Origin of the sequence: Kitasatospora sp. NBC_00240 (assembly GCF_026342405.1) — a bacterium.
Taxonomy (GTDB): Bacteria; Actinomycetota; Actinomycetes; order Streptomycetales; family Streptomycetaceae; genus Kitasatospora.
In genome coordinates, this window is the sequence record NZ_JAPEMU010000001.1 from 4400873 (window position 1) to 4426010 (window position 25138).

19 protein-coding genes are annotated in these 25138 nt (G+C 73.7%); 7 read left to right on the forward strand and 12 right to left on the reverse strand.

Annotation, left to right across the window (positions count from 1 at the left end; all coding sequences use genetic code 11):
• Positions 1-200: 200 nt before the first annotated feature.
• From OG689_RS18520 to pdxH, 5 genes are all read right to left on the reverse strand, one after another.
• Positions 201-2633 (reverse strand): FxsB family cyclophane-forming radical SAM/SPASM peptide maturase, encoded by a 2433-nt coding sequence (locus tag OG689_RS18520; protein ID WP_266321740.1) that lies wholly within the window; start codon positions 2631-2633, stop codon positions 201-203.
• A 41-nt stretch (positions 2634-2674) separates the two neighbouring features.
• Positions 2675-2857 (reverse strand): hypothetical protein, encoded by a 183-nt coding sequence (locus OG689_RS18525; protein WP_266321742.1) that lies wholly within the window; start codon positions 2855-2857, stop codon positions 2675-2677.
• A 225-nt stretch (positions 2858-3082) separates the two neighbouring features.
• Positions 3083-7171, reverse strand: coding sequence for an FxSxx-COOH system tetratricopeptide repeat protein (gene fxsT, locus OG689_RS18530; protein ID WP_266321744.1), 4089 nt, complete (start codon positions 7169-7171; stop codon positions 3083-3085).
• Positions 7168-8484, reverse strand: coding sequence for a TIR-like protein FxsC (locus OG689_RS18535; protein ID WP_266321746.1), 1317 nt, complete (start codon positions 8482-8484; stop codon positions 7168-7170). Before OG689_RS18535 ends, fxsT begins: the two co-directional genes overlap by 4 nt.
• A 378-nt stretch (positions 8485-8862) precedes the next feature.
• Complete coding sequence (gene pdxH / locus OG689_RS18540) at positions 8863-9486, reverse strand: pyridoxamine 5'-phosphate oxidase (protein ID WP_266327255.1); 624 nt, start codon at positions 9484-9486, stop codon at positions 8863-8865.
• 385 nt (positions 9487-9871) lie between these two features.
• Between pdxH and OG689_RS18545 the strand changes: the two genes are divergently transcribed.
• The 3 genes from OG689_RS18545 to OG689_RS18555 all read left to right on the forward strand — a co-directional run bounded on the left by OG689_RS18545 (position 9872) and on the right by OG689_RS18555 (position 12720).
• Positions 9872-10972 (forward strand): citrate synthase 2, encoded by a 1101-nt coding sequence (locus OG689_RS18545; protein WP_266321748.1) that lies wholly within the window; start codon positions 9872-9874, stop codon positions 10970-10972.
• Between the two features lie 198 nt (positions 10973-11170).
• Positions 11171-12289, forward strand: a complete 1119-nt coding sequence (gene serC, locus OG689_RS18550) for a phosphoserine transaminase (protein WP_266321749.1) — start codon at positions 11171-11173, stop codon at positions 12287-12289.
• Positions 12290-12597: 308 nt separating this feature from the next.
• The gene (locus OG689_RS18555) at positions 12598-12720 is read left to right on the forward strand and encodes a hypothetical protein (protein WP_266321750.1); all 123 of its coding nucleotides are present in this window, start codon (positions 12598-12600) and stop codon (positions 12718-12720) included.
• On the opposite strand, the gene thpR is transcribed toward OG689_RS18555, so the two are convergent.
• The gene (gene thpR / locus OG689_RS18560; protein ID WP_266321752.1) at positions 12717-13349 is read right to left on the reverse strand and encodes an RNA 2',3'-cyclic phosphodiesterase; all 633 of its coding nucleotides are present in this window, start codon (positions 13347-13349) and stop codon (positions 12717-12719) included. The two genes, OG689_RS18555 and thpR, sit on opposite strands and share 4 nt — an antisense overlap.
• 44 nt (positions 13350-13393) lie before the next feature.
• Here thpR and OG689_RS18565 point away from each other — a divergent pair, with 44 nt between their 5' ends.
• Positions 13394-13909 (forward strand): GNAT family N-acetyltransferase, encoded by a 516-nt coding sequence (locus OG689_RS18565; RefSeq protein ID WP_266321754.1) that lies wholly within the window; start codon positions 13394-13396, stop codon positions 13907-13909.
• A 105-nt stretch (positions 13910-14014) separates the two neighbouring features.
• On the opposite strand, the gene OG689_RS18570 is transcribed toward OG689_RS18565, so the two are convergent.
• Together OG689_RS18570 and OG689_RS18575 are read right to left on the reverse strand one after the other, a co-directional pair.
• Positions 14015-15601, reverse strand: a complete 1587-nt coding sequence (locus OG689_RS18570; protein WP_266321756.1) for an MFS transporter — start codon at positions 15599-15601, stop codon at positions 14015-14017.
• Between the two features lie 159 nt (positions 15602-15760).
• Positions 15761-16195: a MarR family winged helix-turn-helix transcriptional regulator gene (locus OG689_RS18575; protein WP_073924059.1), complete on the reverse strand. Its 435-nt coding sequence runs from the start codon at positions 16193-16195 to the stop codon at positions 15761-15763.
• Between the two features lie 316 nt (positions 16196-16511).
• Here OG689_RS18575 and OG689_RS18580 point away from each other — a divergent pair, with 316 nt between their 5' ends.
• Together OG689_RS18580 and OG689_RS18585 are read left to right on the forward strand one after the other, a co-directional pair.
• Positions 16512-16910 carry a VOC family protein gene (locus tag OG689_RS18580; protein ID WP_229912815.1) on the forward strand — a complete coding sequence of 133 codons (399 nt, stop codon included), beginning with the start codon at positions 16512-16514 and terminating at the stop codon, positions 16908-16910.
• A 424-nt stretch (positions 16911-17334) separates the two neighbouring features.
• Positions 17335-18147 (forward strand): MHYT domain-containing protein, encoded by an 813-nt coding sequence (locus tag OG689_RS18585; RefSeq protein ID WP_266321762.1) that lies wholly within the window; start codon positions 17335-17337, stop codon positions 18145-18147.
• A gap of 138 nt (positions 18148-18285) precedes the next feature.
• On the opposite strand, the gene OG689_RS18590 is transcribed toward OG689_RS18585, so the two are convergent.
• Together OG689_RS18590 and OG689_RS18595 are read right to left on the reverse strand one after the other, a co-directional pair.
• Entirely contained in the window at positions 18286-19998 is a 1713-nt protein-coding gene (locus OG689_RS18590) for an enoyl-CoA hydratase-related protein (protein WP_266321764.1), read from the reverse strand.
• Positions 19999-20338: 340 nt separating this feature from the next.
• Positions 20339-21262 carry a DUF4231 domain-containing protein gene (locus OG689_RS18595; protein WP_266321766.1) on the reverse strand — a complete coding sequence of 308 codons (924 nt, stop codon included), beginning with the start codon at positions 21260-21262 and terminating at the stop codon, positions 20339-20341.
• A 287-nt stretch (positions 21263-21549) separates the two neighbouring features.
• On the opposite strand from OG689_RS18595, the gene OG689_RS18600 reads away from it, so the two are divergent.
• Positions 21550-22314, forward strand: a complete 765-nt coding sequence (locus OG689_RS18600) for a CDP-alcohol phosphatidyltransferase family protein (protein ID WP_266321767.1) — start codon at positions 21550-21552, stop codon at positions 22312-22314.
• 80 nt (positions 22315-22394) lie between these two features.
• On the opposite strand, the gene sigJ is transcribed toward OG689_RS18600, so the two are convergent.
• Both sigJ and OG689_RS18610 read right to left on the reverse strand, forming a co-directional pair.
• Complete coding sequence (sigJ, locus tag OG689_RS18605) at positions 22395-23279, reverse strand: RNA polymerase sigma factor SigJ (RefSeq protein ID WP_266321768.1); 885 nt, start codon at positions 23277-23279, stop codon at positions 22395-22397.
• A 216-nt stretch (positions 23280-23495) separates the two neighbouring features.
• The gene (locus OG689_RS18610; protein ID WP_266321770.1) at positions 23496-24953 is read right to left on the reverse strand and encodes an NCS2 family permease; all 1458 of its coding nucleotides are present in this window, start codon (positions 24951-24953) and stop codon (positions 23496-23498) included.
• Between the last annotated feature and the right edge of the window lie 185 nt (positions 24954-25138).

Here is a 25138-nt window from a genome sequence, read left to right on the forward strand (position 1 = left end):
GCCCGGCGAGTTCGGCCCGGGTGAGGGGCGTGGTCGGCGGCTGGTCCGGCCGCCCGGGGCCGGCGGAGGGGCTCAGGGCGCCGGCGGCGGTGCCGGTACGGGATTCGGTGAGGATGACGGTTCCCGGGATTGGTGGGCCCCGGTCGTTCCGGGGCTACGACGGGTCGCAGGCGAGGATACAGACGGAATGTGACGATCGGTCAACTACCGGCCACCGTCCTCTCCGGCGCCGCCGCCCGCCGCGCCCGCCCGGCGGCGTCCTCGGCCGCGTCCGGCAGCCGCATCTCCAGCCACGGCCGCACGGACTCCCGCATTCCGTCCGCGAACCGCATCCCGAGGGCGGTGAGCGAACCGGAGCCGGCCAGCCGCTCGACCGCCTCCGAGGTGTACCGCCGCCAGAGTGCGAACTGCGCCCGGGTGTGGTCCGCCGTCCCCCCCGGCAGGCCGTCGTAGGCGAGCGTCCTGGTGCCCCAGAACTCGGTCACCGCCAGATGGGCGTACGTGCCCTGCAGCAGGCCCTCGATCGGCCGCGGGTCGGGCCGCCACGGGGCGTGGTACAGCGCGGTGTCCGACGGGTCGTAGAGGTCCATGAGGTCGAGCACGGCACCCAGTTTGACGTGCTGGAACTCGTGGGCGAGGAGCAGTCCGAGGACCGGCGCGGTGGCGGGCCGGGCGATCCCGACCGCGCCGAAGGCCTGCCGGGCGGCGGCGCTGACGTCCCGCCCGGCCGGCCCCGCCCGCAGCGGGGTGACGGTGCTCAGGCCCGCCCGGATGCCGGCCGCGTAGTCGGGCAGGTCCCGGCCGAGCAGTTCCCAGGCCTCACGCAGGGCACCTGTCCAGCCGTGCAGTTCGGGATCGGCGAGACGGTCCTCGACCGGCCACTGGTGGCTGTCGCGCTGCGGATCGGTGTCCTCCAGCGCCACCGTCCAGCCGTCGGCGAGCCGGATCCGGCGGACCGGCTGCCAGCGTCCCCCGGCGGCGTCCCGGCCGGTCACCGTCACGACGCCGCCGTCGGCCGTCCGGACGGTGAAGCCCTCCGGCGTCCCGGTGACCCGGGCCTCGCCGTCGGCCGCCATGAGTCGGCCCAGGGTCGGCAGGTGCAGCGCGCCGCCGCGGACGGGCACCACCAGCGTCGCGTCGGCCTTGGCCCGCACGGCCGCCGCGGCGGCCAGTTCCGCCATCGGCCCGAGCCCTGCGGCGGGGTCGCCCGCGAGTCGCCGGGCCGCCCACGCCCGGACGTACGGGTGGCCGAGCACGGCGTCCAGGGCGGCGGGCGCGGCCGCGTCCAGGGCCGACAGCACGTCCCACGCGGCCGAGCTGCGCAGGCCGGAGCTGCTCCGCACCGCGGCCAGCATCGCCCGGGTGACGGCGAGTTGTGAGCGGGCCAGGGCTCCGACGGTCTCCGCGCCGCCGTGGCCGCGGGCCAACTCGCCCAGGTGCCGGTCGGTCAGGGCGGGCGGCCCCACGGGCTCGGCGGCCTGGGCCGGTACGCGAGGGATGGGTTCCGGGCCGCCGCGGTCGGCGACACCGCTGATGAGCGTCAAGAGGTCCCCGCAGTAGACGGAGGGATTGTCGAAGCCGCCGCCCTGGGCGTCGGCGCGGTAGCGGTGCGCGTAGAGGCCGCCGCCGCAGGACCGGACGACGGGGCAGGAGCGGCAGGTGGCGCTGAGGCCCGCGAGGCCGGACTGTCGTCGGGCCATTCCCGGGTGGCGGGCGACCTGGTCGAGGTCGTGGGTGAAGACGTCCATACCGGTGGCGGGCGCGCCGTCGAAGGCGGTCTTGAGGCTGTCGGCCTGCTCGAAGCTGCCGTCGGTCTCCAGCACCACCACGTCGGCGGGGTCCAGGCCCAGCGACTCGGTGAGGCTGGACAGGCCGCGCAGGGTGCGGTGCACCGAGTCGAAGGTGCGGACGGCGAACGGCCGGCCGGCCGCCTCCCACTGGTCGTAGACGTTCAACAGCCAATCCGCGTAAGGGGTTTCCCCCCCGTCGGCCGGGCGCTTCGGGGGCTGCTGCCAGGTGGCATGGGGCAACAGGAAGTCGACCGCGGGGGGTTCGAGCTCGGCCAGTGCGCGATAGACCGCGACCGGATCGTTCTCGACGTCGATCGTGCACAGCAGCCCGGCGAACAGGTGCCGGAACTCCGGCTCGCGCAGCAGTCCCACCGCCCGCAGGACCTGGGGGTGACTGCTGCGGCCGTCGGCGTACCGCCGGTGCCGGTCGTTGGCCGCGCGATCTCCGTCCAACGAGATGCCGACCTTGACCCCCACCTCGTCGAACAGCTTGCAGAAGGCACGGTCGAGCAGCACGCCGTTGGTGTGGATCCGCAGGTCGAGGGCGCAGCCGGGGGGCAGGGCCGACCGGAAGGCCTCGGCTGCGCGGCGGAGCCGGTCCGGGCCGGCGAGCAAGGGTTCCCCCCCGTGCAGGACGACCCGGACGGCGGTCAACCGATGGGCGGCCGCGTGCTCGCCGACCCTGCCGGCGGCTCCGGCCAGCACCTCGTCGCCGATGACCTTCGGACGCGTGCGCCAGCTCGTGTCCGCATGTTCGTAGACATAGCAATGGTCGCAGGCAAGATCACATCGACTGTGCACCTTCACCACGAATTGCGTGAAAGGCAGTGGAATTCTGTCCATTGTCTACCGGATTCAGCCGGAGCCTCTGAATTACTGACTGATCAGATGGAGGAATTGAATGCCGCCACCGGCACCAGCCCTGAATCGGAACCAGGCAGGGCGCGTCGGAGCCGGGCGGACAGCTCCTCCGCGCCGAGTGAGGCCAGATCGGCCAGAGTCGGCCGGTCAGTCGCCTGACGGTCGATCAGTTCACTGCTGGGCCTGGTGTCCAGTGCGGGTGTCATGTTCGAATCTCTTCCACGAAGGGGGTTAGAGAGAGCAGGATGCCGGGTATACCACCCGGTCCACAAGAAGCGTATCCGGCCCGCACAGCCATCGCCGTACTGTTCCTGGCACTGCTTCGGCCGATACCGGCCCGGACTGCGGATTCTCGCCGAAAGTTCACTCTCCTGGCGGTCGCACAAGGGCACCGGCGTGGCGCACGGAAGTCGTTCCCCCGCCCCGCCCCCTCACACCCACGGCGGGTCGATGTCGAAGTCCAGTCGTTCCCCCGCCTCGACCGCCGCCGTGATCGGATGGGTCGCACCCAGCGTCTGCCGGGCCCGACGGAGGCTGTCCGCCGTCAGCCGCGCGGCCCGGTCGCCCTCGCCCCGGGCGGCCAGGGACAGCGCCAGGTTGGACGTGGCGGCGACGGTGTCGTGGTGGTCCGCACCGAGGACCTCGGCCAGCAGCGGGACGGCCCGTTCCTCCAGCGCCGCCGCGGCCTCGCCCGCACCGGCCGCCACCAGGTGGTTGGCCCGGTTCGCCGTCGTCACCAGGACGTAGGGATGCCGGTCGCCCAGTTGCGGGCGCAGGTGTTCGAGGGCGCCTTCGGACAGCGCGCCTGCCTCCGCGGTGCGCCCGGCCCGGCGCAGCAGTGCGGCAAGGTTCCCGGTGACGGCCAGCGTGGTGGGGTGCAGTTCGCCGAAGCCGTCGCGGTAGTAGGCGAGTGCGTCCTCGCACAACCGGACGGCGCGGTCGGTGTCACCCAGCGCCGCGACGTCACCCGCGAGACTGACGGCCGCGGCGGCGGTGTCCGGGTGCCGGGCACCGCTGAGGTCGAGGCAGCGCCGGTGGACGTCCTCGTCGCCCCGCAGGGCCTCCCGGCCGCGGCCGAGCCGGCGCAGCGTGACACCGAGGTGCCGGCGGGTGCGGAGGGTCTCGCGATGGTCGTCGCCGATGGTCTCCCGGAAGCTGCGGACGGTCGCCTCCAGCACGTCGAGGGCCTCCTGGAGCCGGCCGGCCTCCCGCAGGTCGCAGCCGTAGTTGGCGGCCGAGGAGAGGGTGTAGGGGTGCCGGGCCCCGAGGACCTCCTGCTGGACCTGGTGGGCCAGCCGGTGGCGCCGGAGCGCGGCGGGCAGGTCCCCCGCGAGGAATTCGGAGATGGCCAGGTTGTTGGCGATCATGAGGGTGCGCGGATGCTCGGGCCCGAGGGTGTTCCGCGCGGTGGCCAGGGTACGTTCGTCGAGGTCACGGGCCTCCCGGTAGCGACCGAGCAGGCGCAGGTCGCCGCCGAGGCTGCCGGCCACGGCCAGGGTGTGCAGATGGCCGGGCCCGACCGTGGCGCGCAACCGTTCCAGCACGTCCAGATCGGTCTCGTAGGCCTCCAGCAGGGCGCCCTGGGAGCGCTGGATGTTGCCGAGCTGGGTGCGCAGCTGCAGGATCCAGGCGTCGTCCCCCACGGCCTTCCCGGTGGGCTCCGTGCCCGCTGCGGTGGCGTCCCGGCGCCAGCGCTCCAGAATCCGTTCGGCGAGGTCCCGGCCGGAGGCGTGCAGGCCTCGCTGCCACTGGGCGCGGACGGAGTCGACGATCCAGCGCCGCACCCGCGGGTCGGGGCTGTCGACCGCTCCGGAGGGCCACAGGTGCGGCAGGAGTTCGGCGTAGCGCGGCCAGTTGGCGGGGGTGTCCGGGTCGTCCGGGGCGTCGGCCGCGAGCGCGCTGTGCACGGCGGCGCGGATCACGGCCCCGTCCGCCTCGTCCACCTGGTCGTGCAGCACGGCCCGGACGAGCCGGTGCACGTCGATGGTCCCGGCGGCCTGGTCGAACCGGGCCAGCCCGAAGCGGTTCACCGCGCGCAGGAGCTCCCCGATCGTGAGCAGGTCGTGGCGGGCGCTCTCGGGCAGACCCAGCGTCCCGATGACGGGCCGGCTGTAGAGCAGCCTGGCCGGGATGGCGTCCGGACCGAAGAAGGCGCAGGTTTCCAGCATCCGCGCGGCGGGAGTGTTCGCCCTGGCCAGGTCCTGCACGGCGATCCGCAGGGTGGCGGCCGTCGAGTGCGGGTAGTGGTCCGGCCCCGGTCCGGTCCGGTCCAGCAGTTCGGTGAGCGTCTCCTCCAGCAGCTCCAGGTAGGTCGCCGCCGGCATCGGGGTCTCCCGGAGCCAGGCCGCGGCCTGGCCGACGGCGAGCGGCAGGTCGCCGAGCAGTTCAGCGATGCGCTGCCCCTCGTCGCTCCGGACACCCGCCGTCCGCGAGAGCAGTCGGACGCTCTCCTCGCGGGCGAAGACGTCGATCTCGGCCCGCCCGGCATGCCCGGCCCAGTTCCGGTTGCGGGAGGTGACGATCACGTGGCCGCCGAGGCTGCCCGCCGGAAGCCAGGGCGCCAGGGACTCGGGGTCCTCCGCGTTGTCGTAGACCAGCAGCCAGCGCCGGTACGGCCGGCCCAGGCGCAGCGCGTCCAGTACCGCGGTGGCGGTGCGCCCGACGTCGTCGCCGCTCCGCAGACCCAGGCCGGGGGCGAGCTCGGCAAGCCGCTGCGGGATCCCGGCCGGGTCGTCGGCGGACACCCACCACACCACGTCGTAGCCGCCGCCGAACCGGTGCGCGTACTCGGCGGCGGTCTGCGACTTCCCCACCCCGCCGAGCCCGTGCAGGACTTGGACGGGCACGGCGGCCGGGCCCGCGTCGAAGCGGTCCCTCAGGACTTCGAGGATCCGGTCGCGGCCGGTGAAGGCGGCGTTGCGCGGCGGGATGCCCTGGACCGACGGCCGGTACCCCGGGAACCGGACGGGGTCGGGCGCCGGCTCGTCGGCGCCGTCGAGCCAGCGTCCGGCCCCGGGCGCCGGGCCGAGCAGCTCGAAGAGCTGCGACCGCGCTTCCTCGGCGGAGGTGCGGATCAGATCGGGGACGTCGCGCCCGGCGAACGGCGCGGCGGGCCGGCCGGCCGCCGGCCCGATCCGCAGGGCCAGCAGCCGCTCCGGTCCGCCGTCGTGGCCGGCCGGGGGCAGCCGGCGCCAGAGCTCGCCGGCCCGGGGCAGCGCGCTGTACTCGGGCGACAGCAGGGCCAGCACCCGGCCGTCGCCGGCCGCGGGCCCGGCGGCCTCCGGAACGTCGGCCTCCTGCACGTCGGCATCGGAGGGGACGGCGTCGGACGGGACGGCGTCGTCGAGCGGCTCGGCGGCACTGTGCAGCGAGGCGAGGTAGCCGAAGCCGGCCAGTTCGGCGGCGGCCCACTCCGCCCAGACGCGCTCCCCGGGCGCGTAACTGACGTACACCTGCCGGGACCTGGACCGGTCGGTGCGCAGGTAGGCCGCGTACAGCCGGTGGCGGGCCCGCTCGGGAACGGGGTCCAGGGCGCGGACCCGACCGTCGGTGAGCCAGGCCGCCAGCCGCTCGAACGCGCCCAGCAGGCCGTATCCCTGCTGCGGCCGTTCCACCACGGTGGCGGGGATCTCCTCGTAGGCGTAGAAGGGCCGGTACGGCACCTCCACGTCCCGCCAGTACTCGCCGCGGCGGTCCGGGCTCAACCAGCGGTCGAGGTAGGGGGCGAAGGAATCGTGGGCGAGGTCACGACCGGCCTGGAGGCCGGCCCGCTCGGAACCCTCGACCCGCATCGGCACGGGCAGCACCCGGATGTCGCGCTCCTCGGCGTTCACGATGGCGCGGGCCGCGTCGACACCGCCGCGGATGCTCTGGGCACCCAGGGTGAAGCAGTCGACCACCGTGTCCGGCATGAGCACGGTGCAGATGCCGGAGGTGTCGCTGACGCCGGTCCGACTGTCGATCAGCACATAGTCGTAGGAGCGGGTCCACTGCTCCCGCAGCGCATACAGGAACTCGGCGCCCCGGATGTCGCTCCGGTTGTAGAAGCTGCGCCAGTTGAAACTGGTGACGGCCGCCGAATAGGCGGCGTTCTGCCGCCCGGCCGGCATCAGGTCGAGCCGGCCGCCGGCCGGAAGATCCAGGGCGAGGCCGCAGACGTAGGAATCCAGCCGTCCCGTTTCGGCGAGCCACCGCCGGGGGCCCAGCGCCGGTGCGTCGTCCGGCCCCGGCAGGGCTTGGCCCACGTAGGCCCGCAGCAGGTCGATCAGCCCGTCGGTGGCGTGCAGTTCCGGATCGATCAGGAGCGGATGGAAGTAGCGGTGCAGCCCGGGCGCCTCCAGGTCCCAGTCGACCAGCAGGACCCGCATGCCCTGGCTCGCCAGGATCCAGCCGACGTTGGCCAGAGCCATGGTGCGGCCGGTACCGCCCTTGTACGAGTAGAAGGTGGCGACCGATCCGGTACCGGACGCCGACAGGGTCGCGGGCTCGGCGGTCGGCAGGGCGACGGGCTCGGCGGTCATCGTTCGGTGTCTCCCTCGTGCGACGGGCCCGCCGGCGCGGCGGCGCGGTCGGCGGGTGGCCAGGCCGCAGCGGCCAGGCCGGGCATCGCCGGGCCGCCGGGCCCCAGCCCGAAGGCCGCCCTGACACCGGCCGGATCGGTGGCCTCGTCGTCCAGCAGCTTGTTCTGGGCGACGGTCACCATGGTGAGGAGCTCGTCCTCGAAGCGTTCCCGGGACACGCGGACCCTGAACAGCGGTTCGGGTCCGGTGCGGTGCAGCCAGTTGCGGGGGAAGACCTGGCGCACGCCGGCCCACAGCCGGGTGTACGCCGGGCCCTCGGGCGGGTCGTCGGTCCCGGTCGGCACCAGCACTCCGGTGACCGGATGGTTCCGGCCGTCGAAGTGGCTCAGCGTCTGCCGGTACGCTCCCGCGCCGGCGGCCCACGGGTCCACCAGCAGCACACTGACCTGGTTGTCCTCGCGGGCGCGGTCCAGGCGGGCGCCGAGATCGGGGCCGATCTCGTCGAGTGTGGTGCTGTGCCCGGCCTGGGTGATCGCCCGCTGGGCCCGCACCACCAGCGAGGGCCGGGTGGGCGGGTGGTAGGGCGCCCAGTCCCACGGCCGGGCGCCGTACCACCCGCCCCTCGGCCCGTCGTCGGGCGGCGCCGGGACGTCCTGGCCGGCCCGGCCCGCGGCGACGAACAGCCGGACCAGGCCGGTCGTGGCGGGTGCCCCGGCCACCGGGGCGGAGGCCGGGAAGCAGCCGCGCACCGTCGCCAGGTCCAGCTCCCGCGACTCGCCGACGGGGCGCCCGGCCACGTCCCGCACCCGCTCGGCGACGACCTGCACCACCCGGGTGTACTCGGGCCCGTGCGGATCCGTGCGGAGCAGGTCCCGCAGGCCCGCCCGGGCATAGGTCTCGCCCATGTCCCGCTGGACGTACTGGATCTTCTTGACCTCCGGCGGCAGTCCCTCCGGGGGCGGCGCCCAGAGCACCGGTATCAGAGCGGGGACGGACTCACCACTCTCGTCCTCGTGCCGGCGCATCCGGTCGTGGAAGGCCGTCCACTCCTTGCCGCAGTACAGGCTGGCGAAGTACTCCGGGGAGTAGAGCGCCACCATGGCGCGGCTGGCGCCGAGCATCCGGGACAGCTGCCGTTCCCAGTCGTCCCCCAGGCGCAGCGACTCGGTGTCCCGGTAGGCCAGTTCGCCCGGCCCCGCGGCGGGCTCGATCCGGGCCAGCTCGTCACGGAGGTCGGTGAAGAACTGGTCGACGAAGGCCCGGCCCGTCTCATGGTCCCGCCGCGCGTAGCTGAAGAAAAAATACGGCCGCACCGCACCCCCAGGGCCCGTCCGGCGCGACCTCCGCTCCGCCACCCCGGGTCTTCGCCAACTCGTCCAAATGTAGCGGGCAGTTGACGGGCAGTGTGATGAAAGGAGGACAACCCTCGGGCCGGAGCGGTCAGATCGAGGACTGGAACCTCACCCACCGGCACGGCGGGAGCAGCCGGGGCCCGCACCGCCCGCCGCACCAGCACGGGCAGGTCGGCCGACGGCGGCGCGGCAGGCCGACCGGGCGGCGAGGAGCGGAGCGGCCCCGGAGCACGGCGGGGTCGGGGGCCAGGTCGTCGAAGGTGGGCATCCGCCGTCCACCTGACGAGCGCTCCTGACAACGGCTCGGCTGCCGACGGCGGGGCTCCTCGCCGCCTCCCCTCACGGGCAGAGCCGCTCCACCCGCCAGCCGGCGCTCTCGGCGACGTACCGCAGCCGGTCGTGCAGCCGGTTCGCGCGGCCCTGCCAGAACTCCACGACCTCCGGGACGACCCGGTAGCCGCCCCAGAAGGGCGGCACGGGGACGCCCTCGCCCTCGGGGTAGCGGCGTTCCAGTTCGGCGTACCGCTGCTCCAGCACCTCGCGTCCGTCGACCGGGCTGGACTGCTCGCTGGCCCAGGCGCCCAGCTGGGAGCCGTGCGGGCGGGTGCGGAAGTACGCGGCGGTCTCGTCCCGGCCGACCTTCTCCACCCGGCCCTGGACGATCACCTGGCGGGCCAGCGTGATCCACGGGAAGAGCAGCGCGGCGTACGGGTTGGCGGCGATCTCCGCCCCCTTGCGGGAGCCGTAGTTCGTGTAAAAGACGAATCCGCGCCGGTCGTAGCCCTTCAGCAGGACCGTCCGCGAGCTGGGCCGGCCCTCGGCGTCCGCGGTGGACAGCACCATCGCGTTGGGCTCGGCCGCCCCGGCCCGGCCCGCTTCGTGGAACCAGCGGGTGAACTGGGTCACCGGGTCGTCGGCGAGGTCCGCCTCGGCCAGGCCCTCGTGGGCGTAGTGCTCGCGCATCGCGGCGAGATCCGGGCTCGGGGGCGTGGGGTGGTCGCTTTCCGGGGTCTGCACGGCAACATCATCCCGTACGACAAGCAACGAGCACTGCTACGTCCGGACAAACCCCGGTGGGAGATAAGGTGTCTCGCCACCGCTTCACCGCCCGTCCTCCGGGGGAATGTCCGGATCGGACCGGTTGGTTCCGCAGGAATCACGGCCGCACCGGTCGTCCGGACCAAGAACGAGCGCCATCGGGGCGGCCTTCGGGAAACATCACCTCGGTGGTGTATGGCGCAATGCACCCGGTGCCTGAGACGCTGGCACCGAGTGCCAACCACCATCGGTCACTGGCGTGCTGCCCCACCACGGCCGCCGCCGATCGCAGAACTGAAGGAGCCGTCGCATGTCCGACTTCGTACCCGGGCTTGAGGGAGTCGTCGCTTTCGAGAGCGAGATCGCCGAGCCCGACCGGGAAGGCGGCGCCCTGCGGTACCGCGGCGTCGACATCGACGAGCTGGTCGGCCACGTCTCCTTCGGCCACGTGTGGGGCCTGCTGGTGGACGGCAAGTTCAACCCCGGCCTGCCCGCCGCCGAGCCCTTCCCGATCCCGGTGCACTCCGGCGACATCCGCGTCGACGTGCAGTCCGCGCTGGCCATGCTGGCGCCGGTCTGGGGCCTCAAGCCGCTGCTGGACATCTCCGCCGAGCAGGCCCGTGACGACCTCGCCCGCGCCGCCGTGATGGCCCTGTCGTACGTGGCGCAGTCCGCCCGCGGCCAGGGTCTGCCGATGGTGCCGCAGAGCGAGATCGACAAGGCCGAGACGGTCGTCGAGCGCTTCATGATCCGCTGGCGCGGCGAGCCCGACCCGAAGCACGTCAAGGCCATCGACGCCTACTGGACGTCCGCCGCCGAGCACGGCATGAACGCCTCCACCTTCACCGCCCGCGTCATCGCCTCCACCGGCGCCGACGTCGCGGCCGCCCTGTCGGGCGCGGTCGGCGCGATGTCCGGCCCGCTGCACGGCGGCGCGCCGTCCCGCGTGCTCGGCATGATCGAGGAGATCGAGCGCACCGGCGACGCCACCGCCTGGGTCAAGCAGGCGCTGGACAAGGGCGAGCGCCTGATGGGCTTCGGCCACCGCGTCTACCGCGCCGAGGACCCGCGTGCCCGCGTGCTGCGGCGCACCGCCAAGGAGCTCGGCGCGCCGCGCTTCGAGATCGCCGAGGCGCTGGAGAAGGCCGCGCTGGAGGAGCTGCACAACCGCCGCCCCGACCGCGTGCTGGCCACCAACGTGGAGTTCTGGGCCGCGATCATGCTGGACTTCGCCGAGGTCCCCGCGCACATGTTCACCTCGATGTTCACCTGTGCCCGGACGGCCGGCTGGTCGGCGCACATCCTGGAGCAGAAGCGCACCGGCCGCCTGGTCCGCCCGGCCGCCCGCTACATCGGCCCCGCCCCGCGCAGCCCGCGCGAGGTCGAGGGCTACGGCTCGATCGCGCACTGACGGACCCACCGGGCGGCGGCCGCGGCCGGCGCCTTCGGGCGCGGGCGGCCGCCGCCCCGCCGACACGCCGGGCGGGCCCGGGGAGCGATGCTCCCCGGGCCCGTTCGCGCTGCGGCGCAGGCCCTTCGCCGCAAAGATCACATCTCAGCGGGCGGACGACCGTAACAACTCCGCAATCCGAGCCAGTAGGCTGCGCCTGTGGCCCAGATCCAGATCCCCGCTGACATCAAGCCCGCAGACGGCCGTTTCGGCTGCGGCCCGTCCAAGGTGCGCCCCGAGGCCCTCAGTGCCCTCGCCGCGACCGGCTCCGCCCTGCTCGGCACCTCGCACCGCCAGGCTCCTGTCAAGGACCTGGTGAAGCGTGTGCGCGAGGGCGTGAGCAGCCTCTTCTCCCTCCCCGAGGGGTACGAGGTGGTGCTCGGCAACGGCGGCTCCACCGCCTTCTGGGACATCGCGGCATTCGGCCTGGTGCGCGAGAAGTCGCAGCACCTGAACTTCGGCGAGTTCTCCTCCAAGTTCGCCTCCTCGGTGAAGGCCGCCCCGTGGCTGGCCGACCCGTCGGTGATCAAGACGGAGCCGGGCACCCACCCGCTGTCGGTCGCCGAGGCGGGCGTGGACGTCTACGCGCTCACCCACAACGAGACCTCGACCGGCGTCGCGATGCCGATCAACCGCCCGGTCGGCGGCGACGAGGGCTCCCTGGTGCTGGTCGACGCGACCTCGGGCGCCGGCGGCCTGCCGGTGGACATCACCGAGACGGACGTCTACTACTTCGCGCCGCAGAAGTCCTTCGCCTCCGAGGGCGGCCTCTGGCTGGCGTCCTTCTCCCCGGCCGCCCTGGAGCGTGCCGCCGAGATCGCCGCCTCCGGCCGCTACATCCCGCCGTTCTTCGACCTGCCGACGGCCATCGACAACTCGTCGAAGGACCAGACGTACAACACCCCGTCGATCTCGACGCTGTTCCTGCTGGCCGACCAGCTGGAGTGGCTGAACGGCAACGGCGGCCTCGACTGGGCAGTCGCCCGTACGGCTGATTCCTCGTCCCGCCTGTACACCTGGGCCGAGAAGTCCTCCTTCGCGCAGCCGTTCGTGGTCAACCCGGCCGAGCGCTCGCAGGTGGTCGGCACGATCGACTTCGACGAGTCGATCGACGCCGCCGCGATCGCCAAGGCACTGCGTGCCAACGGCATCGTCGACACCGAGCCGTACCGCAAGCTGGGCCGCAACCAGCTGCGCATCGCGATGTTCCCGGCGATCGACCCGGCGGACGTCGAGGCGCTCACCGCCTGCATCGACCACGTCGTCGGCCAGCTCTGACCCCGGGTCGCGAGCTCGCAAGCTGAAGGGAAGGGCCACCGCCCGCGGGCGGTGGCCCTTCCCTTTGTGCTGTTCCGCCGGTCCTTCGTGCTGTTCCGCCGGCCCGGCCGGCGCTACCTGGTGACCAGCGAGCTGATCACCACGACGGCCAGCAGCAGCACCAGGGCGCCGGTCACGATACGCATGCGAGTCTTGGGGTCCACGGTCAACGAGCGTACTCCCGGCCCGGCGCGGTGCGGCGTGCGGGCCGCCCGGCCGGCGCCCGGACGCCAGGCATCGAGCCCCCGGACGCCTCCGGATCCTGCCCGGTGACCCAGCAGGCGTCGTCGGACGCCAGGAAGCCCACCACGTCTCGCCCGGCCCGCGCCGGTGCCCACGTCCGCACCGCCGTGACCGGCAGCAGCAACGTCGGCAACAACAGCCCGACCTAGCCGGAGGCGCGCTCCGAGGCCCCGCCGCCCTCGCCCGAGCCCCGCGCCCAGCGGGCCAACGGCCAGCTGCGCACGCTCTCGTAGTGCGCGAATCCGCCGTCCAGCTCGCTCTTCATCAGGTGCACCTCGGCAGCCTCCCACTCGACGCCGCGGAACTGCGCCAGCGCCGCTTCGAGTCCCTCCAGCTCCCCCACCGCGTGCCGCCGCACCGCCCGGCGCCGCCCGTGCGCCGACCCGGCCCGGGCCAGCGTCAGGTGCGGGTGGAAGCGGAAGGCGTCCCCCTCACCGAGCAGCCCGGCCGCCGCCCCGGTGACCGCCTCGGCGAGCCGGCGCAGCGCCCAGGTCTCGCCCTCCACACCGGCCCAGAACACCTTGTCGCCGAACCGGCCGGCGCCGGCCAGCCGCAACCGGTGCGCGCCGTTGCCCTCGACGGCCGCGGCGAGCGCGCCCTCCAGCTCGGGGAGCCGCTCGGCCGGCACCTCGCCCAGGAAGGCCAGCGTGAGGTGCCAGCCGTCGACGCCCGTCCAGCGCAGCCGGTCCGCGCCCGGCAGCTCCCGCAGCGGCGCGACGGCGTCGACCAGCTCCTGCACCGCTTCCACCGGCGGCAGCACCGCCACAAAGAGCCTCATGGGGCCATCTTCCCCCGCGGGCCGCGCCGGACTAGAAGGGTTCTATGAAGATCCGCACCGGTGGGCCCGAGGACGCGGCCGCCATCATCGACCTGCTCGACTCCGCCATCGCCTGGCTCACCGCCCGGGGCCGCACCGGCCAGTGGGGCGACCGACCGTGGTCCGCCCGCCCGGCCGCGGTGCAACGGATCCACGACTACGCCCGCGACCATCTGGTCCGGATCGCCGAGGACGCCGAGGGCAGGACGGTGGGTGCCTGCGTGCTGGCCGAAGTCCCGCCCGGGTACGCCACCCCGGTCGCCGAACGCGAGCTGTACGTCCGCAACCTGGTGACCGACCGGGCCCGCTCGGGCTCCGGCATCGGCGCCGCGCTGATCGCGGACGCCCTGGAGGAGGCCCGGCGGCGGGGCATCGGCCTGCTCCGGGTGGACTGCTACGCGGGCGACGACCGGCGGCTGGTGGGCCAGTACCGCGCCCTGGGCTTCACCGAGACGGAGGCCTTCGAGGTCGAGCAGCCGGCCGGGCCGTGGCCGGGCCAGATCCTGGAGATCCGGCTCTGACCGACCGCCGTCCGCCGACCCGCCGGGAGCGGGGCCGGACGGCATCACGCCCCGGCCGCCCGGCCCGGACGGTCAACCGGGCCGGACCGCCGGGGCGGCGGACCGTCAGCAGGCGGCGGCCAGCTCCGACTTCGCGCGGGCGGCGGTACGCGGCACGAAGGCCACCACCCGGCCGCCGCGACCGGGGTGCAGGTCGAACCGCACCCGCAGGTCGGCGCTGCGGGCCAGCACCAGACCGACCACCAGGGCCGCCAGCGCGGACACCGCGCCGCAGGCGAGCAGGCCCAGCCGGGGACCGTACACATCGGTGACCCAGCCGACCACCGGTGCGCCGATCGGGGTGCCGCCGGTGAAGACCAGCACCAGCAGGCCCATCACCCGGCCCCGCATGGCGGGGTCGGTGGCCAGCTGCAGCATCGAGTTGACCGAGGTGTTGAAGCTCAGACCGAAGATCCCGATCAGGGTCAGCAGCAGGGCGAAGGTCCAGTAGCCGGGGGCGAACGCGGCCAGTACCTCCAGCACACCGAAGCCGAGGGCCGCCGCGACCAGCCGGCGCAGCCGGGGCGCGCCGCGCCGGGCCGCGAGCAGCGCGCCGGCCAGCGAGCCGACCGCCATCGCGGTGTTCAGCAGCCCGTACTGCCCGGCGCCGACCTTGAAGGTGTCGTACGCGAAACCGGACAGCAGCGTCGGGAAGTTGAAGCCGAAGGTGCCGATGAAGCCGGCCAGCACCATCGGCCAGAGCAGCTCCGGGCGCTCCTTGACATACCGCAGCCCCTCGCGGAGCTGGCCCTTCTCGCGGGCGATCGGCGCGGTCGGGCGCAGCTCGGAGGTCCGCATCGCCAGCAGTCCGCCGATCACGGCGGCGAAGGACAGCGCGTTGACGGCGAAGGCCCAGCCGCTGCCGACGGCCGCGATCAGCAGGCCGGCCACGGCGGGGCCGACCAGCCGGGCGGTCTGGAAGTTGGCGGCGTTCAGGCTGACCGCGTTGGCGAGGTCCTTCGGGCCGACCATCTCGGAGACGAAGGCCTGCCGGGTCGGGTTGTCGACGACGGTCACCAGGCCGAGCAGCAGGGCGAAGGCGTAGACGAAAGTCGGCGTCACGACGCCGCCGATGGTCATCGCGGCGAGGCCCGCGGCGAGCAGGCCCATCGCGCCCTGAGTGGCGATCAGCAGCCGGCGCTTGGGCATCCGGTCGGCGAGGACGCCGCCGAACAGGCCCAGCAGGAGCATCGGCAGGAACTGCATGGCGGTGGTGATCCCGACGGCCAGCGGGCTGCCGGTGAGGCTGAGGACCAGCCAGTCCTGGGCGATCCGCTGCATCCACGTCCCCGTGTTGGAGACGACCTGTCCCAGGAAGAAGTAGCGGTAGTTGCGGACCCGCAAGGAGGAGAACATCCCGCCGGGGCGGGTGAACTGCGCACCCGTGGGGCCGGCGGCCGGGCCTGCACGGCCCGGGTCCGACGCGGCGGGGGAGGCCGCCGCGGTGCGTTCCTCGGGGTCGTCGTCGCCGGTGCCCGGCAGGCCCGTGGGGGTGGGCGCGTGGCTCTCGGCGGGGGCGGCGGCGGATGCCGCCGGGTCGGTGCTCGGGTCGTCGGTACGGATGGCGGCGGCGGCTGCGGCCGGCGGTGTCACTGTGGTCTCCCCTCGGCGCACGACGACCGGCTGGGCTGCCGTCGCGCTACTGGTGTGCATGATCGGTGCTGCGGTGATGCGGTACTCCTTCTGCGGTGCGGGCAGGGCGTGGTGGTGCGGTGGGCGGTGCCTTTGGTGCGGTCCTGCGGTCCTGCGCTCGTGCGCTCGTGCGGGTGGTGCCGGTGTCGCGGGCGGGCGGCCCGCCGCGCTCCGCCGTGGTCAGAGGTGCGCGAGCTTGTAGAGCACCGGTGCGGCCTCCCGCAGGACGGCCCACTCCTCCTCGCTCAGCCCTTCGGCCAGCTCGGCGAGCCAGGCGTTCCGGCGGCGCCGGCTCTCGGCGAGGATCGTCTCGGCCTGCTCGGTACTGCTGACGACCACCTGGCGGCGGTCCTCCGGGTGCGGCTCCCGCCGTACCAGGCCCTTCTCCTCCAGCATCGCGACGATCCTGGTCATGGACGGCGGCTGGACGTGCTCACGCCGGGCCAGCTCGCCGGGTGTGGCCTGGCCGCAGCGGGCGAGGGTGCCGAGCACCCCCATCTCGGTGGGGCTCAGTGACTCCTCGACCCGCTGGTGTCGCAGTCGGCGGGCCAGGCGCATGGTGGACGACCGCAGCTGGCTGATCGCCGCGAGGTCCTGCTCGGAGGTTTCGGGCATGTCCTTAGACTATGTCATTACTCTCGCTAAGGAAAATTGGTTACCGCACGTCCCACGCACACCCTCTGTCACCAGGGCCCCGGCCCGGCCGCGAGGGCCCGGCACCGGACGGCATCCGTCCCCGCCACGGAGGGCCCGGGGAGACACGCCGGGCCGGAACGGGCAGCTTGGCAGCGCCGAACGGGACACCGCACGAGATGCTGGAGGGACACCAGGGGTACTCGACGACCGCGGCACAGGGCACCACCGGCACCACCAGTCCCGTCAGCACCACCGGGCCGGCAGAGACCCGAGCCAGCAGAGAAGGGCCGATCGCATGTCCGACCTCCCGTCCGAGCAGAACGCCGACGGCTTCGCCCGCCTCGCCATGGTCACCATCGACTGCGCCGACCCGGCCGCGCTGGCCGCCTTCTACGGCGGACTGCTCGGCTGGGAGCCCCGGCACGTCGACGACCGCTTCGCGATCCTGGACAACCCCGAGGGCGGCACCCCGCTGGCCTTCGGCCGGGTCGAGGGGTACGAACCGCCGCCACCCGGAAACCCGGACGGCAGCAAGCACTTCCACCTCGACTTCTACGTCGACGACCTCACCGACGCCACCGACCGGGCGATCGCCCTCGGCGCCACCGAACCCGCGTACCAGCACGGCCGGCAGCTCAAGGTGCTGATCGACCCGGCCGGCCACCCCTTCGGGCTCGCGCCGCTGGACCGCTGACCGCACCCATCGACCGCGACCACCAGCCCGGCCGCCGGCGAAGGGCCCGGCGCGAAGCCTCCGTGGGACCTCCGCGAGGCCTCCGCACGGCCTCCCCGCGATCACCCGCCCCCGTCCGGATCGGACGGGGGCGCTGCGGAGGCGGCGTCAGAGCTTGGTGCCGACATCTTGATCCTCCCGTGAAGGAACCCTCTGACCAGGCGTTTCTCCCCGAACAGGGCCGTTGTGCGACCCATCGGTAGTGGCTACTGTCCCTCTTGTCAGGGGCACCGCAGCCAGGCTCCCCGCCCGGGCCCGGCCCGCTCGCGCGAACCCCGCGCCTCCCTCCACGCTTGACGCACCTGCCGAGCGTCCTCTCACCCGCCGGCCCGGCCGCCCGAGACCTGGCAGACCGCTGCTCCCCATTCCGTCCAGGGAGATCCTCTTGGGTGAGATCCACCATGCCGTCTACGGCTGGGTGACACCGGCCCTCTCGTACTTCACCGCCTGTCTGGGAGCCTTCGTCGCCCTGCGCGGCACCCGCTGGGCGCTGCTCTCCGAGGGGCGCACCAAGGCCAACTGGCTGCTGTTCGCGTCGATGTCGCTGGGCGCCGGCATCTGGTCCATGCACTTCATCGCGATGCTGGGCTTCTCCGTCGCCGGCGTCGAGATCCGCTACGACGTGCCGCTCACCGTGCTCAGCCTGATCGTCGCGATCGCGGTGGTCGGCCTCGGCATCTTCGTGGTCGGCTACAGCCGGAACCGGACCGGGTCGCTGCTGGTCGGCGGCACGGCCACCGGCCTGGGCGTGGCGGCCATGCACTACATGGGCATGGCCGCGGTCGAGGTGCCCGGCCACATCGCCTACCACCAGGCCACCGTGGGCGCGTCCGTGGTGATCGCCGTGCTGGCCGCGACGGCGGCGCTCTGGGCCGCGCTGAACATCAAGGGCACCCTCGCGGTGCTGGCCGCGGCCCCGGTGATGGGCGTCGCGGTCTGCGCGATGCACTACACCGGCATGGCGGCCGTCTCGGTGCACCTCAGCGGCGCCAAGGAGTCCCACGGCGGCGTGCTGGCCCTGCAGTTCGTCTTCCCGCTGGCCGTCGGCCTGGGCTGCTACGTGTTCTTCAGCGCGCTGGCCTTCGCGGCGGCGCCCAGCAAGCCCGGCGCCGCGGGCCGCTCGCGCCCGGCGCAGCCCGTGATCGCCGGTCCGGCGCCGCGCCTGGTGCCGAGGCAGCGGGCGGCCGCCGGCCGCTGAGCGGGCAGGCCGCCGCCCCCGGCGGGACGTGAAGTCCCGGCGGGGGCGGCGGCCTGTCGTCAGGAGGACCCTCGTCCGGCCGGCCCCGGCCGCCCGACCCCGGGTCGGAAACCGGAGCAGGGCCGGGAGTCCGGCCGGTCAGGACTCCCGGCCGACGAGTCCGGTCAGGTGCTCGGGCGTCCGCACCGGGCAGACCTTGTGCACGAAGGCGCGGCGCAGCTCGTGGTACGCCTCGCCGCGGCCGTAGAAGTTGCGGTGCATCTCCCGCAGTTCCTCGGCCCGGTACCCGGCGAGCGGCTTGGCCTCCTCGTCCTCGGCCCGGCGGCGCTTCTTCTCCACCAGCCGCCCGGTCAGTTCGGCCGAGCCGGCCATCGCGGTGGCCTCCCCGAGCACCCAGCGGCGGAACCCGGCCGCGTCCCCGCCGGCCGTCCGGTCGACCAGGCCCAGCCGGGCGGCCTCGGCGGCGCCGACCGGCAGCGCGGCCGAGGTCAGCCGGTCGGCCTGCTCGGCGCCGACCCGGCGCGGCAGGGTGTACGTCCAGTACTCGGAGCCGTGCAGGCCCATCAGCCGGTAGTGCGGGTTGAGCACGGCCGAGTCGCGGCACCAGACCTCGTCGGCGGCGACGGCCAGCATCAGCCCGCCCGCCGCCGCGTTGCCGGCCAGCGCCGAGACGGTGATCTTGTCGGTGGTGGTGAGCACCGCCTCGACCAGGTCGTCCATCGCGTTGATGTTGTCCCAGGACTCCAGCGCGGGGAACGGCGCGGCCTCGATCACGTTGAGGTGGATGCCGTTGGAGAAGAAGTCCCGGGCGGCGCCGAGGACCAGCACCGAGGTGGGCCGCTCGGCCGCCTCCTGGTAGGCCACCAGCAGCCGGCGGCACTGGTCCGTGCTCATCGCGCCCCCGGCGAAGGCGAATTCGAGGAATCCGGCGTCGCCCTCCTCCCGGTAGCGGATCTCCGACCAGGTCTCCCGGCCGGCCGCGTCGGCCGGGCTCACCGGCACCTCGCGGACGGCCGTCAGGTGGTCGCGGAGCACCGTCGCGGCGGGCAGCTTGTAGGTGGCCGGGCCGCCCGGGGTGCGGCGCGGACGCAGTTGCGGGATCCAGACCGCGCCGTCGGTGGTGGCCCGGCAGATCGCGCCGTCCCGGGTGGCGATCACGGCGCCGGGCCTGGAGCCGCGCAGCCGGTCCTCGGGGTGGCCCCCGTGCAGGAAGTACTCCCGGCCGTACATCTCGTCCAGGACGCCGGGCTGCGAGTCGGCGGAGCGCAGTTTGCGCAGCACGGTGGCGGTGTCGTCGGTGGTCCAGTCGATCCGGCGGAACTCCTGGGCGTGGTAGGGCCGCAGGCGTCCCCGGACGTCCGGGCGGTCGTAGTCCAGCGGGTCGGGGGTGAACAGCCCGCCCGCGTGGCGCTGCACGGCCAGCAGGACGGCGTCGACGGCCGCGTCGGCGACCTCGCCGCGGTACAGCTCGCTCTTTCCGCAGCGCTCGACGGCGAAGTCCACGGACGCCCAGATGTCGCCGGCGTCCATCTCCTCGACGGCCTGCAGGACGGTGACGCCCCACTCCTCGGCGTCCTCGTGGATCGCCCAGTCGAGCGAGGACGGGCCCCGGTCGCCCTTGGGCCCGGGGTGCACGATCAGGACGGTCCTGGTCGACCAGACGTCCTGCGGAACGGCCCTGGTGAGCATCGGGCAGACGATCAGGTCGGGGTCGGTCCGGGCGACGGCCGCGCGCACCGCGTCGTCGCCCAGGGCCAGCTCGACGGCCACCGTGTGGCCGCGCTCGCGTAGTTCGGTGTGGAGGCGCTGGGTCAGGCTGTTGAACGCGCTGGCGATCAGAAGAATGCGCAAGGTGCCCTCCGGCCAGGTACCTGAGATGCTGTCGCGGTCGCGTGAGGGGCCGGCCGGTGGGTGCGCACGGTGCCCGCCACGGCGGAGGCCGGTGGCGAGGCCCGTGAACGGCCATGCCCCCCGGCACGGGTCGGGGCATCCCGGTGGTTCCGGGCCCGACCGCCCCGATCCAACCATGGGCATGCACACGCAAGGGTGGCCGGAAGTACACCCTCGCCCGACTCTCACGCACCCTGCACACGGGCACGACCAAACACCCGCGCCGCCTGCCGAATCTCCCCCGTACCGCCACCGGACGGCGGGCCTTCCGCACCGAGCCGGCCCCGTGGGGGGCGTCGACTCAGCGCGGGAAGGCCCGCCGGGCCCGCCAGGTGGTGTGCTCGCGGGAGACCGCGTCCTCGGCCTCGGCCGCCAGCGCGGCCCAGTGGGTCTCGGCGTCCGGGAGCTTCAGGTCCAGGTCGGAGAGCTGGTTCCCGACGTTCTCCAGCTCACGGGCGGCCAGCTGGTACGCGGAGGCCAGCGGCCGGAGCTGCTTCAGCTGGGTCCAGGCGATCACCGACGCGGCCGCCGCCGAACAGGCCCCGAAGATGTGCACCGGCAGCGCGCCCATCGCCTGCGCCACCGCCGCCGCCCCGCCGACGATGATCAGCGCGGCGGTGGCCAGCCCCCAGGACACCGACTGCGACTCGCAGGCGTCCGCCCGGGCCCGGTACCAGGTCCGCTGGCCCTCCACCCGGGCCCGCAGGTACAGGGTGCGACGCTCGGTCAGCCCGGCCGCCCGTACCCGGCGCATCTCCGGGGTGATCTCGGGCACCGTCCCCGGCGGGACCACGGAGGGGTCCTCGAAGGCCTTCAGCACGTCGGCGACCTGCAGCAGGTAGCCGCGCTCCACCTCGGCGGAGTCCGCCGGCCCGTCGAACGGCCGGGCCCGCACCGTGTACTTCCACGTCAGCGTCTTCACCGACTCGGCCGCCGCCCGTGCCTCGTACCAGCGCCCCTGCGGGTTGCTCTGGCGCAGCCGGAACCAGAAGTAGCCGGCCGCCAGGAACGCCGCGACCGAGAACAGCGGCGTGACGTCCGCGTCCCCGCGGTGGCTGGGCCCCGGCACGGTGCTCACCACCGCCGCGACCACCAGCATCACGATCTGCCCCCGGTACCAGCGCAGTGTCTGCCGCTGCCCCTGCAGCGACGCCTTGTCCGCCGTCCAGAACGGCTCCGGCAGCAGCCGCGCCTCGTCCGTTCCCGGTGGATCCTCTTGGACCATCGCGAAAGCCCCTCCCCGTCTCCCGTCCAGGCAGTATGCCCACCACCAACTGGGCTACACAGAACCTTGGTTGGAGATCGGCGCCGAGGGCCTGGCGGCGGCGCCGCGCCGCCTGGGCCGACCGCCGGCGAGCGCGCCGCCCCGGCACCGGCCCGACCTGCGGCGGGCCCGCCCGCCGCCGGCCGGTCGCTCTCGGTTGCGCTCACGCCGCCCGGTGCGCTTGCGTGTGATCGCACACCCGGCCGAATCAGCCGCACGGGTGCGCCCGAGCCAGCCACGGAGACAGCATGACCAGGGTCCAACTCGAAGAACTTCGCGCGGTCGTCCACCCGCCCGGCAAGCTCGACAGCCGGGCGGAGCACTGGGCCGGCCGCCTCTACATGCGCTCCGTCTCACTGCGGATCACCCGCCTCCTGCTCGACACCCGCTGGTCGCCGAACCAGATCACCGGCGTGATGGTCGTGGCGGGCGTGCTCTCCGGGGCCGCCCTGCTGGTCCCCGGGCCGGGCGGGGCGGTGCTGTCCGTGCTGTTCATGCAGCTCTACCTGCTGCTGGACTGCGTGGACGGCGAGGTCGCCAGGTGGCGCAAGCAGTACAGCCCGCTCGGCGTCTACCTGGACCGCCTCGGCGCCTACCTCGCGGACGCCGCCGTGATGATCGGCATGGGCTGCCGGGCCTCCTCGCTGCACCTCGGCCCCTACCTGGTGGCCGGCCTGGCCGCGGCGATCGGCGTCCTGATCCTCAAGGCCTCCTCCGACCTGGTCCACGTGGCCCGGGCCGACAGCGGCCTGGCGAAGGCCACCGACGCCTCGGTCGTCCCGCGCTCCTCCGGCCTGGCCCGGGTCCGCCGGCTCGCCTCGGCCGTGGGGATCCACCGCCTCTGCAACGGGATCGAGTGCACCCTGCTGCTGCTCGTGGCGGCGCTGGTCGACCTCGCGCTCGGCGACCTGACGGCCACGAAGATCGCCGTCGCGGCCGTCACCGCGATCGTGTGGGTGCTGGTCCCGGCGCACATCGTCTCGATCGTCGCCTCCTCGCGACTCAAGAAGTAACGCCGTACGGGCCCCCGGGCCCGACCACCGCCGGGCCCCGCTGCTGCGGGGCCCGGCGGCGTTCCGGTGGGTGTACGGCCTCAGGCTTCCAGGCCCGCGAGGTCGAGCTTGCCGAGCCGGTCCGGGTCCGCGATCACGTCGATGGCCACGATCCGCCCGCCGGTGACGGTGAACGCCATCACGGACATCGCCCGGCCGGCCGTGGCCACCACCACCCCGGCCACCCCGTTGATCAGCGCCGGGCGGACGTACGGGGACAGCTTCCGGAACGTGAGCGCCTGCGAGGCCACCGTCCGCGCGCCGCCCAGCACCACCGTCCGGCGGGCCCCGAGCGCGCCGCCGTCCGACCGCAGCACCACGTCCGGGTCGAGCACCGCGACCAGCGCGTCGAAGTCGCCGTCCCGGGAGGCGGCGAAGAACGCGGCGACCACCTCGCGCTGCCGGGCCCGGTCGGGATCCGGCGCGGGGGCCTGCCCCTGCACCCGGCGGCGGGCCCGGCTAGCGAGCTGCCTGGTCGCGGCCGACGACTTCTCGATCATCGGGGCGATCTCGTCGAAGGGCACGGCGAACATGTCGTGCAGCACGAAGGCGATCCGCTCGGCCGGCGTCAGCGAGTCCAGCACCACCAGCAGGGCCAGCCCGACCGAGTCGGCCAGCAGCACCTCGTGCTCCGGGTCCACCACGTCCGCACGGTCGACGATCGGATCCGGCATCCGCACCTCCAGCGGGTCCTCGCGGCGCTGCGCACGACGGCGCAGTCCGCTCAGACAGATCCGCGCCACCACCGTGGTCAGCCAGCCGCCCAGGTTCTGCACCTCGGACACGTCGGTCCGGGCGAGCCGCAGCCAGGTCTCCTGGACGGCGTCGTCGGCCTCGCCGAGGGAGCCGAGCATCCGGTAGGCCACCGCCCGCAGATGCGACCGGTGCTCCTCGAACCGGCCGGCCAGCACGTCGCTCTCGTCCACCTGTCGCGTTCCTTCCGCCTGAGGGTCCTTGCAGTAGATCACCGGAAGGTCGGCGACGACCGGGAGTTCGCGCACTTGCCCGGTCGCCGGGTGGCCCCGGCCGCAGGACCCGGACGGGCCCCGGACGCAGGACGGGCCCCACCGCTGCGCACACGCGGTGGGGCCCGTCCTGGGTTCCGGCCGGGCGCCGGGGCGGCCCGGGCGCGGCGGGGTGGGTCAGAGCAGCCCGAGGGCCGGCATCAGGTAGTAGAAGGCGAAGACCGCCGCCACGCCGTACATCGCCACCGGGACCTCACGGCCCCGGCCGACGGCCACCCGCAGCACGCAGAAGGTGATGAAGCCGATGCCCAGGCCGTTGGTGATGGAGTAGGTGAACGGCATCATCACCATGGTGAGGAAGGCCGGGATGGCGATGGTGTAGTCGCTCCAGTCGATCTCGCGGATGGAGTTCGCGAGGATCAGGAAGCCGACCGTGACCAGCGCCGGGGTGGCGGCCTGGGCGGGGACCATGGTGGCCAGCGGGGTGAGGAACAGGGCCACGGCGAAGAGGCCGCCGGTGACGATCGAGGCGAAGCCGGTGCGGGCTCCCTCGCCGACGCCGGCGGTGGACTCGACGAAGCAGGTGTTGGCGGAGGCGGAGGTGGCGCCGCCGGCGGCGGTGGCGATGCCGTCGACCATCAGGATCTTGTTGATGCCCGGCAGGTCGCCGTTGCGGTCCAGCAGGTGCGCCTCGTCGGCGACGCCGAGGATGGTGCCCATCGCGTCGAAGAAGCAGCTCATCAGGACGGTGAAGACGAACAGGATGCCGGTGAGGACGCCGACCTTGCCGAAGCCGCCGAACAGGCTGACCTCGCCGACCAGCCCGAAGTCGGGTGCGGCGACCGGGTTGCCCGGCCAGGCGGGGACGGTCAGGCCCCAGCTCATCGCGGGGATGTCGGCGAGCTTGTCGATCACCAGGGCGACGCCGGTCATCACCACGATGCTGATCAGGATCGCGCCGGGCACCTTGCGGACCAGCAGGACGAGGGTCAGCAGCAGGCCGAGGACGAAGACCAGCACGGGCCAGCCGTTGAGGTGGCCGTTGCTGCCGAGCTGCAGCGGGACGGTGGTGTGGGCGGCGTCCGGGATCCGGCTGACGAAGCCGGAGTCGACCAGGCCGACCAGCACGATGAAGAGGCCGATACCGATGGCGATGGCCTTGCGCAGGCCGAGCGGCACGGCGTTCATGACCCGCTCGCGGAGCCCGGTGGCGACCAGCAGCATGATCGCGAAGCCGGCCAGGACGACCATGCCCATCGCGTCCGGCCAGGTCATCCTGGGGGCGAGCTGGAGGGCGACGATGGTGTTGACGCCGAGACCGGCGGCCAGGGCGATCGGGACGTTGCCGATCACGCCCATCAGCAGGGTGGTCAGCGCCGCGGTGAGGGCGGTCGCGGTGACCAGCTGGGCGCTGTCGAGGTGCTGCCCGTTCATGTCGACGGCGCTCGACAGGATGATCGGGTTCAGGACCAGGATGTACGCCATCGTGAAGAAGGTGGCGACACCGCCCCGGACCTCGCGGCCGAGGCTGGAGCCCCGCTCGGAGATCTTGAAGAAACGGTCGAGCGCGCCGGAGGGGGTCGGCGTCGTCGGGGAAGGCTCGGGCGACTCGGTGGTCGGCTGGGCCACTGGCATACGTGCATCCTCGGGTGGGGGCGGAGGAGAGGGTGTGCACCCGAGCATCGGCGGCCGGGCGATCCGGGCGGACCTGGGGGTGGTCAAGGCGACACGCCGGGGCCGGCCGGAGATCCAAGTATGAGGACCTTGGTCGTGCACGCGCTATCTTCGCGCGTAGAACGCACATCCGACGGACCTGGTTC

Coding starts and splice junctions, on each gene's coding strand:
- OG689_RS18520 (WP_266321740.1), bottom strand. CDS start 2,633: ATGGACAGAATTCCACTGCCTTTCACGCAATTCGTGGTGAAGGTGCAC.
- OG689_RS18525 (WP_266321742.1), bottom strand. CDS start 2,857: ATGACACCCGCACTGGACACCAGGCCCAGCAGTGAACTGATCGACCGT.
- fxsT (WP_266321744.1), bottom strand. CDS start 7,171: ATGACCGCCGAGCCCGTCGCCCTGCCGACCGCCGAGCCCGCGACCCTG.
- pdxH (WP_266327255.1), bottom strand. CDS start 9,486: ATGCGCGAGCACTACGCCCACGAGGGCCTGGCCGAGGCGGACCTCGCC.
- OG689_RS18545 (WP_266321748.1), top strand. CDS start 9,872: ATGTCCGACTTCGTACCCGGGCTTGAGGGAGTCGTCGCTTTCGAGAGC.
- thpR (WP_266321752.1), bottom strand. CDS start 13,349: ATGAGGCTCTTTGTGGCGGTGCTGCCGCCGGTGGAAGCGGTGCAGGAG.
- OG689_RS18565 (WP_266321754.1), top strand. CDS start 13,394: ATGAAGATCCGCACCGGTGGGCCCGAGGACGCGGCCGCCATCATCGAC.
- OG689_RS18570 (WP_266321756.1), bottom strand. CDS start 15,601: ATGCACACCAGTAGCGCGACGGCAGCCCAGCCGGTCGTCGTGCGCCGA.
- OG689_RS18575 (WP_073924059.1), bottom strand. CDS start 16,195: ATGCCCGAAACCTCCGAGCAGGACCTCGCGGCGATCAGCCAGCTGCGG.
- OG689_RS18580 (WP_229912815.1), top strand. CDS start 16,512: ATGTCCGACCTCCCGTCCGAGCAGAACGCCGACGGCTTCGCCCGCCTC.
- OG689_RS18595 (WP_266321766.1), bottom strand. CDS start 21,262: ATGGTCCAAGAGGATCCACCGGGAACGGACGAGGCGCGGCTGCTGCCG.
- OG689_RS18600 (WP_266321767.1), top strand. CDS start 21,550: ATGACCAGGGTCCAACTCGAAGAACTTCGCGCGGTCGTCCACCCGCCC.
- OG689_RS18610 (WP_266321770.1), bottom strand. CDS start 24,953: ATGCCAGTGGCCCAGCCGACCACCGAGTCGCCCGAGCCTTCCCCGACG.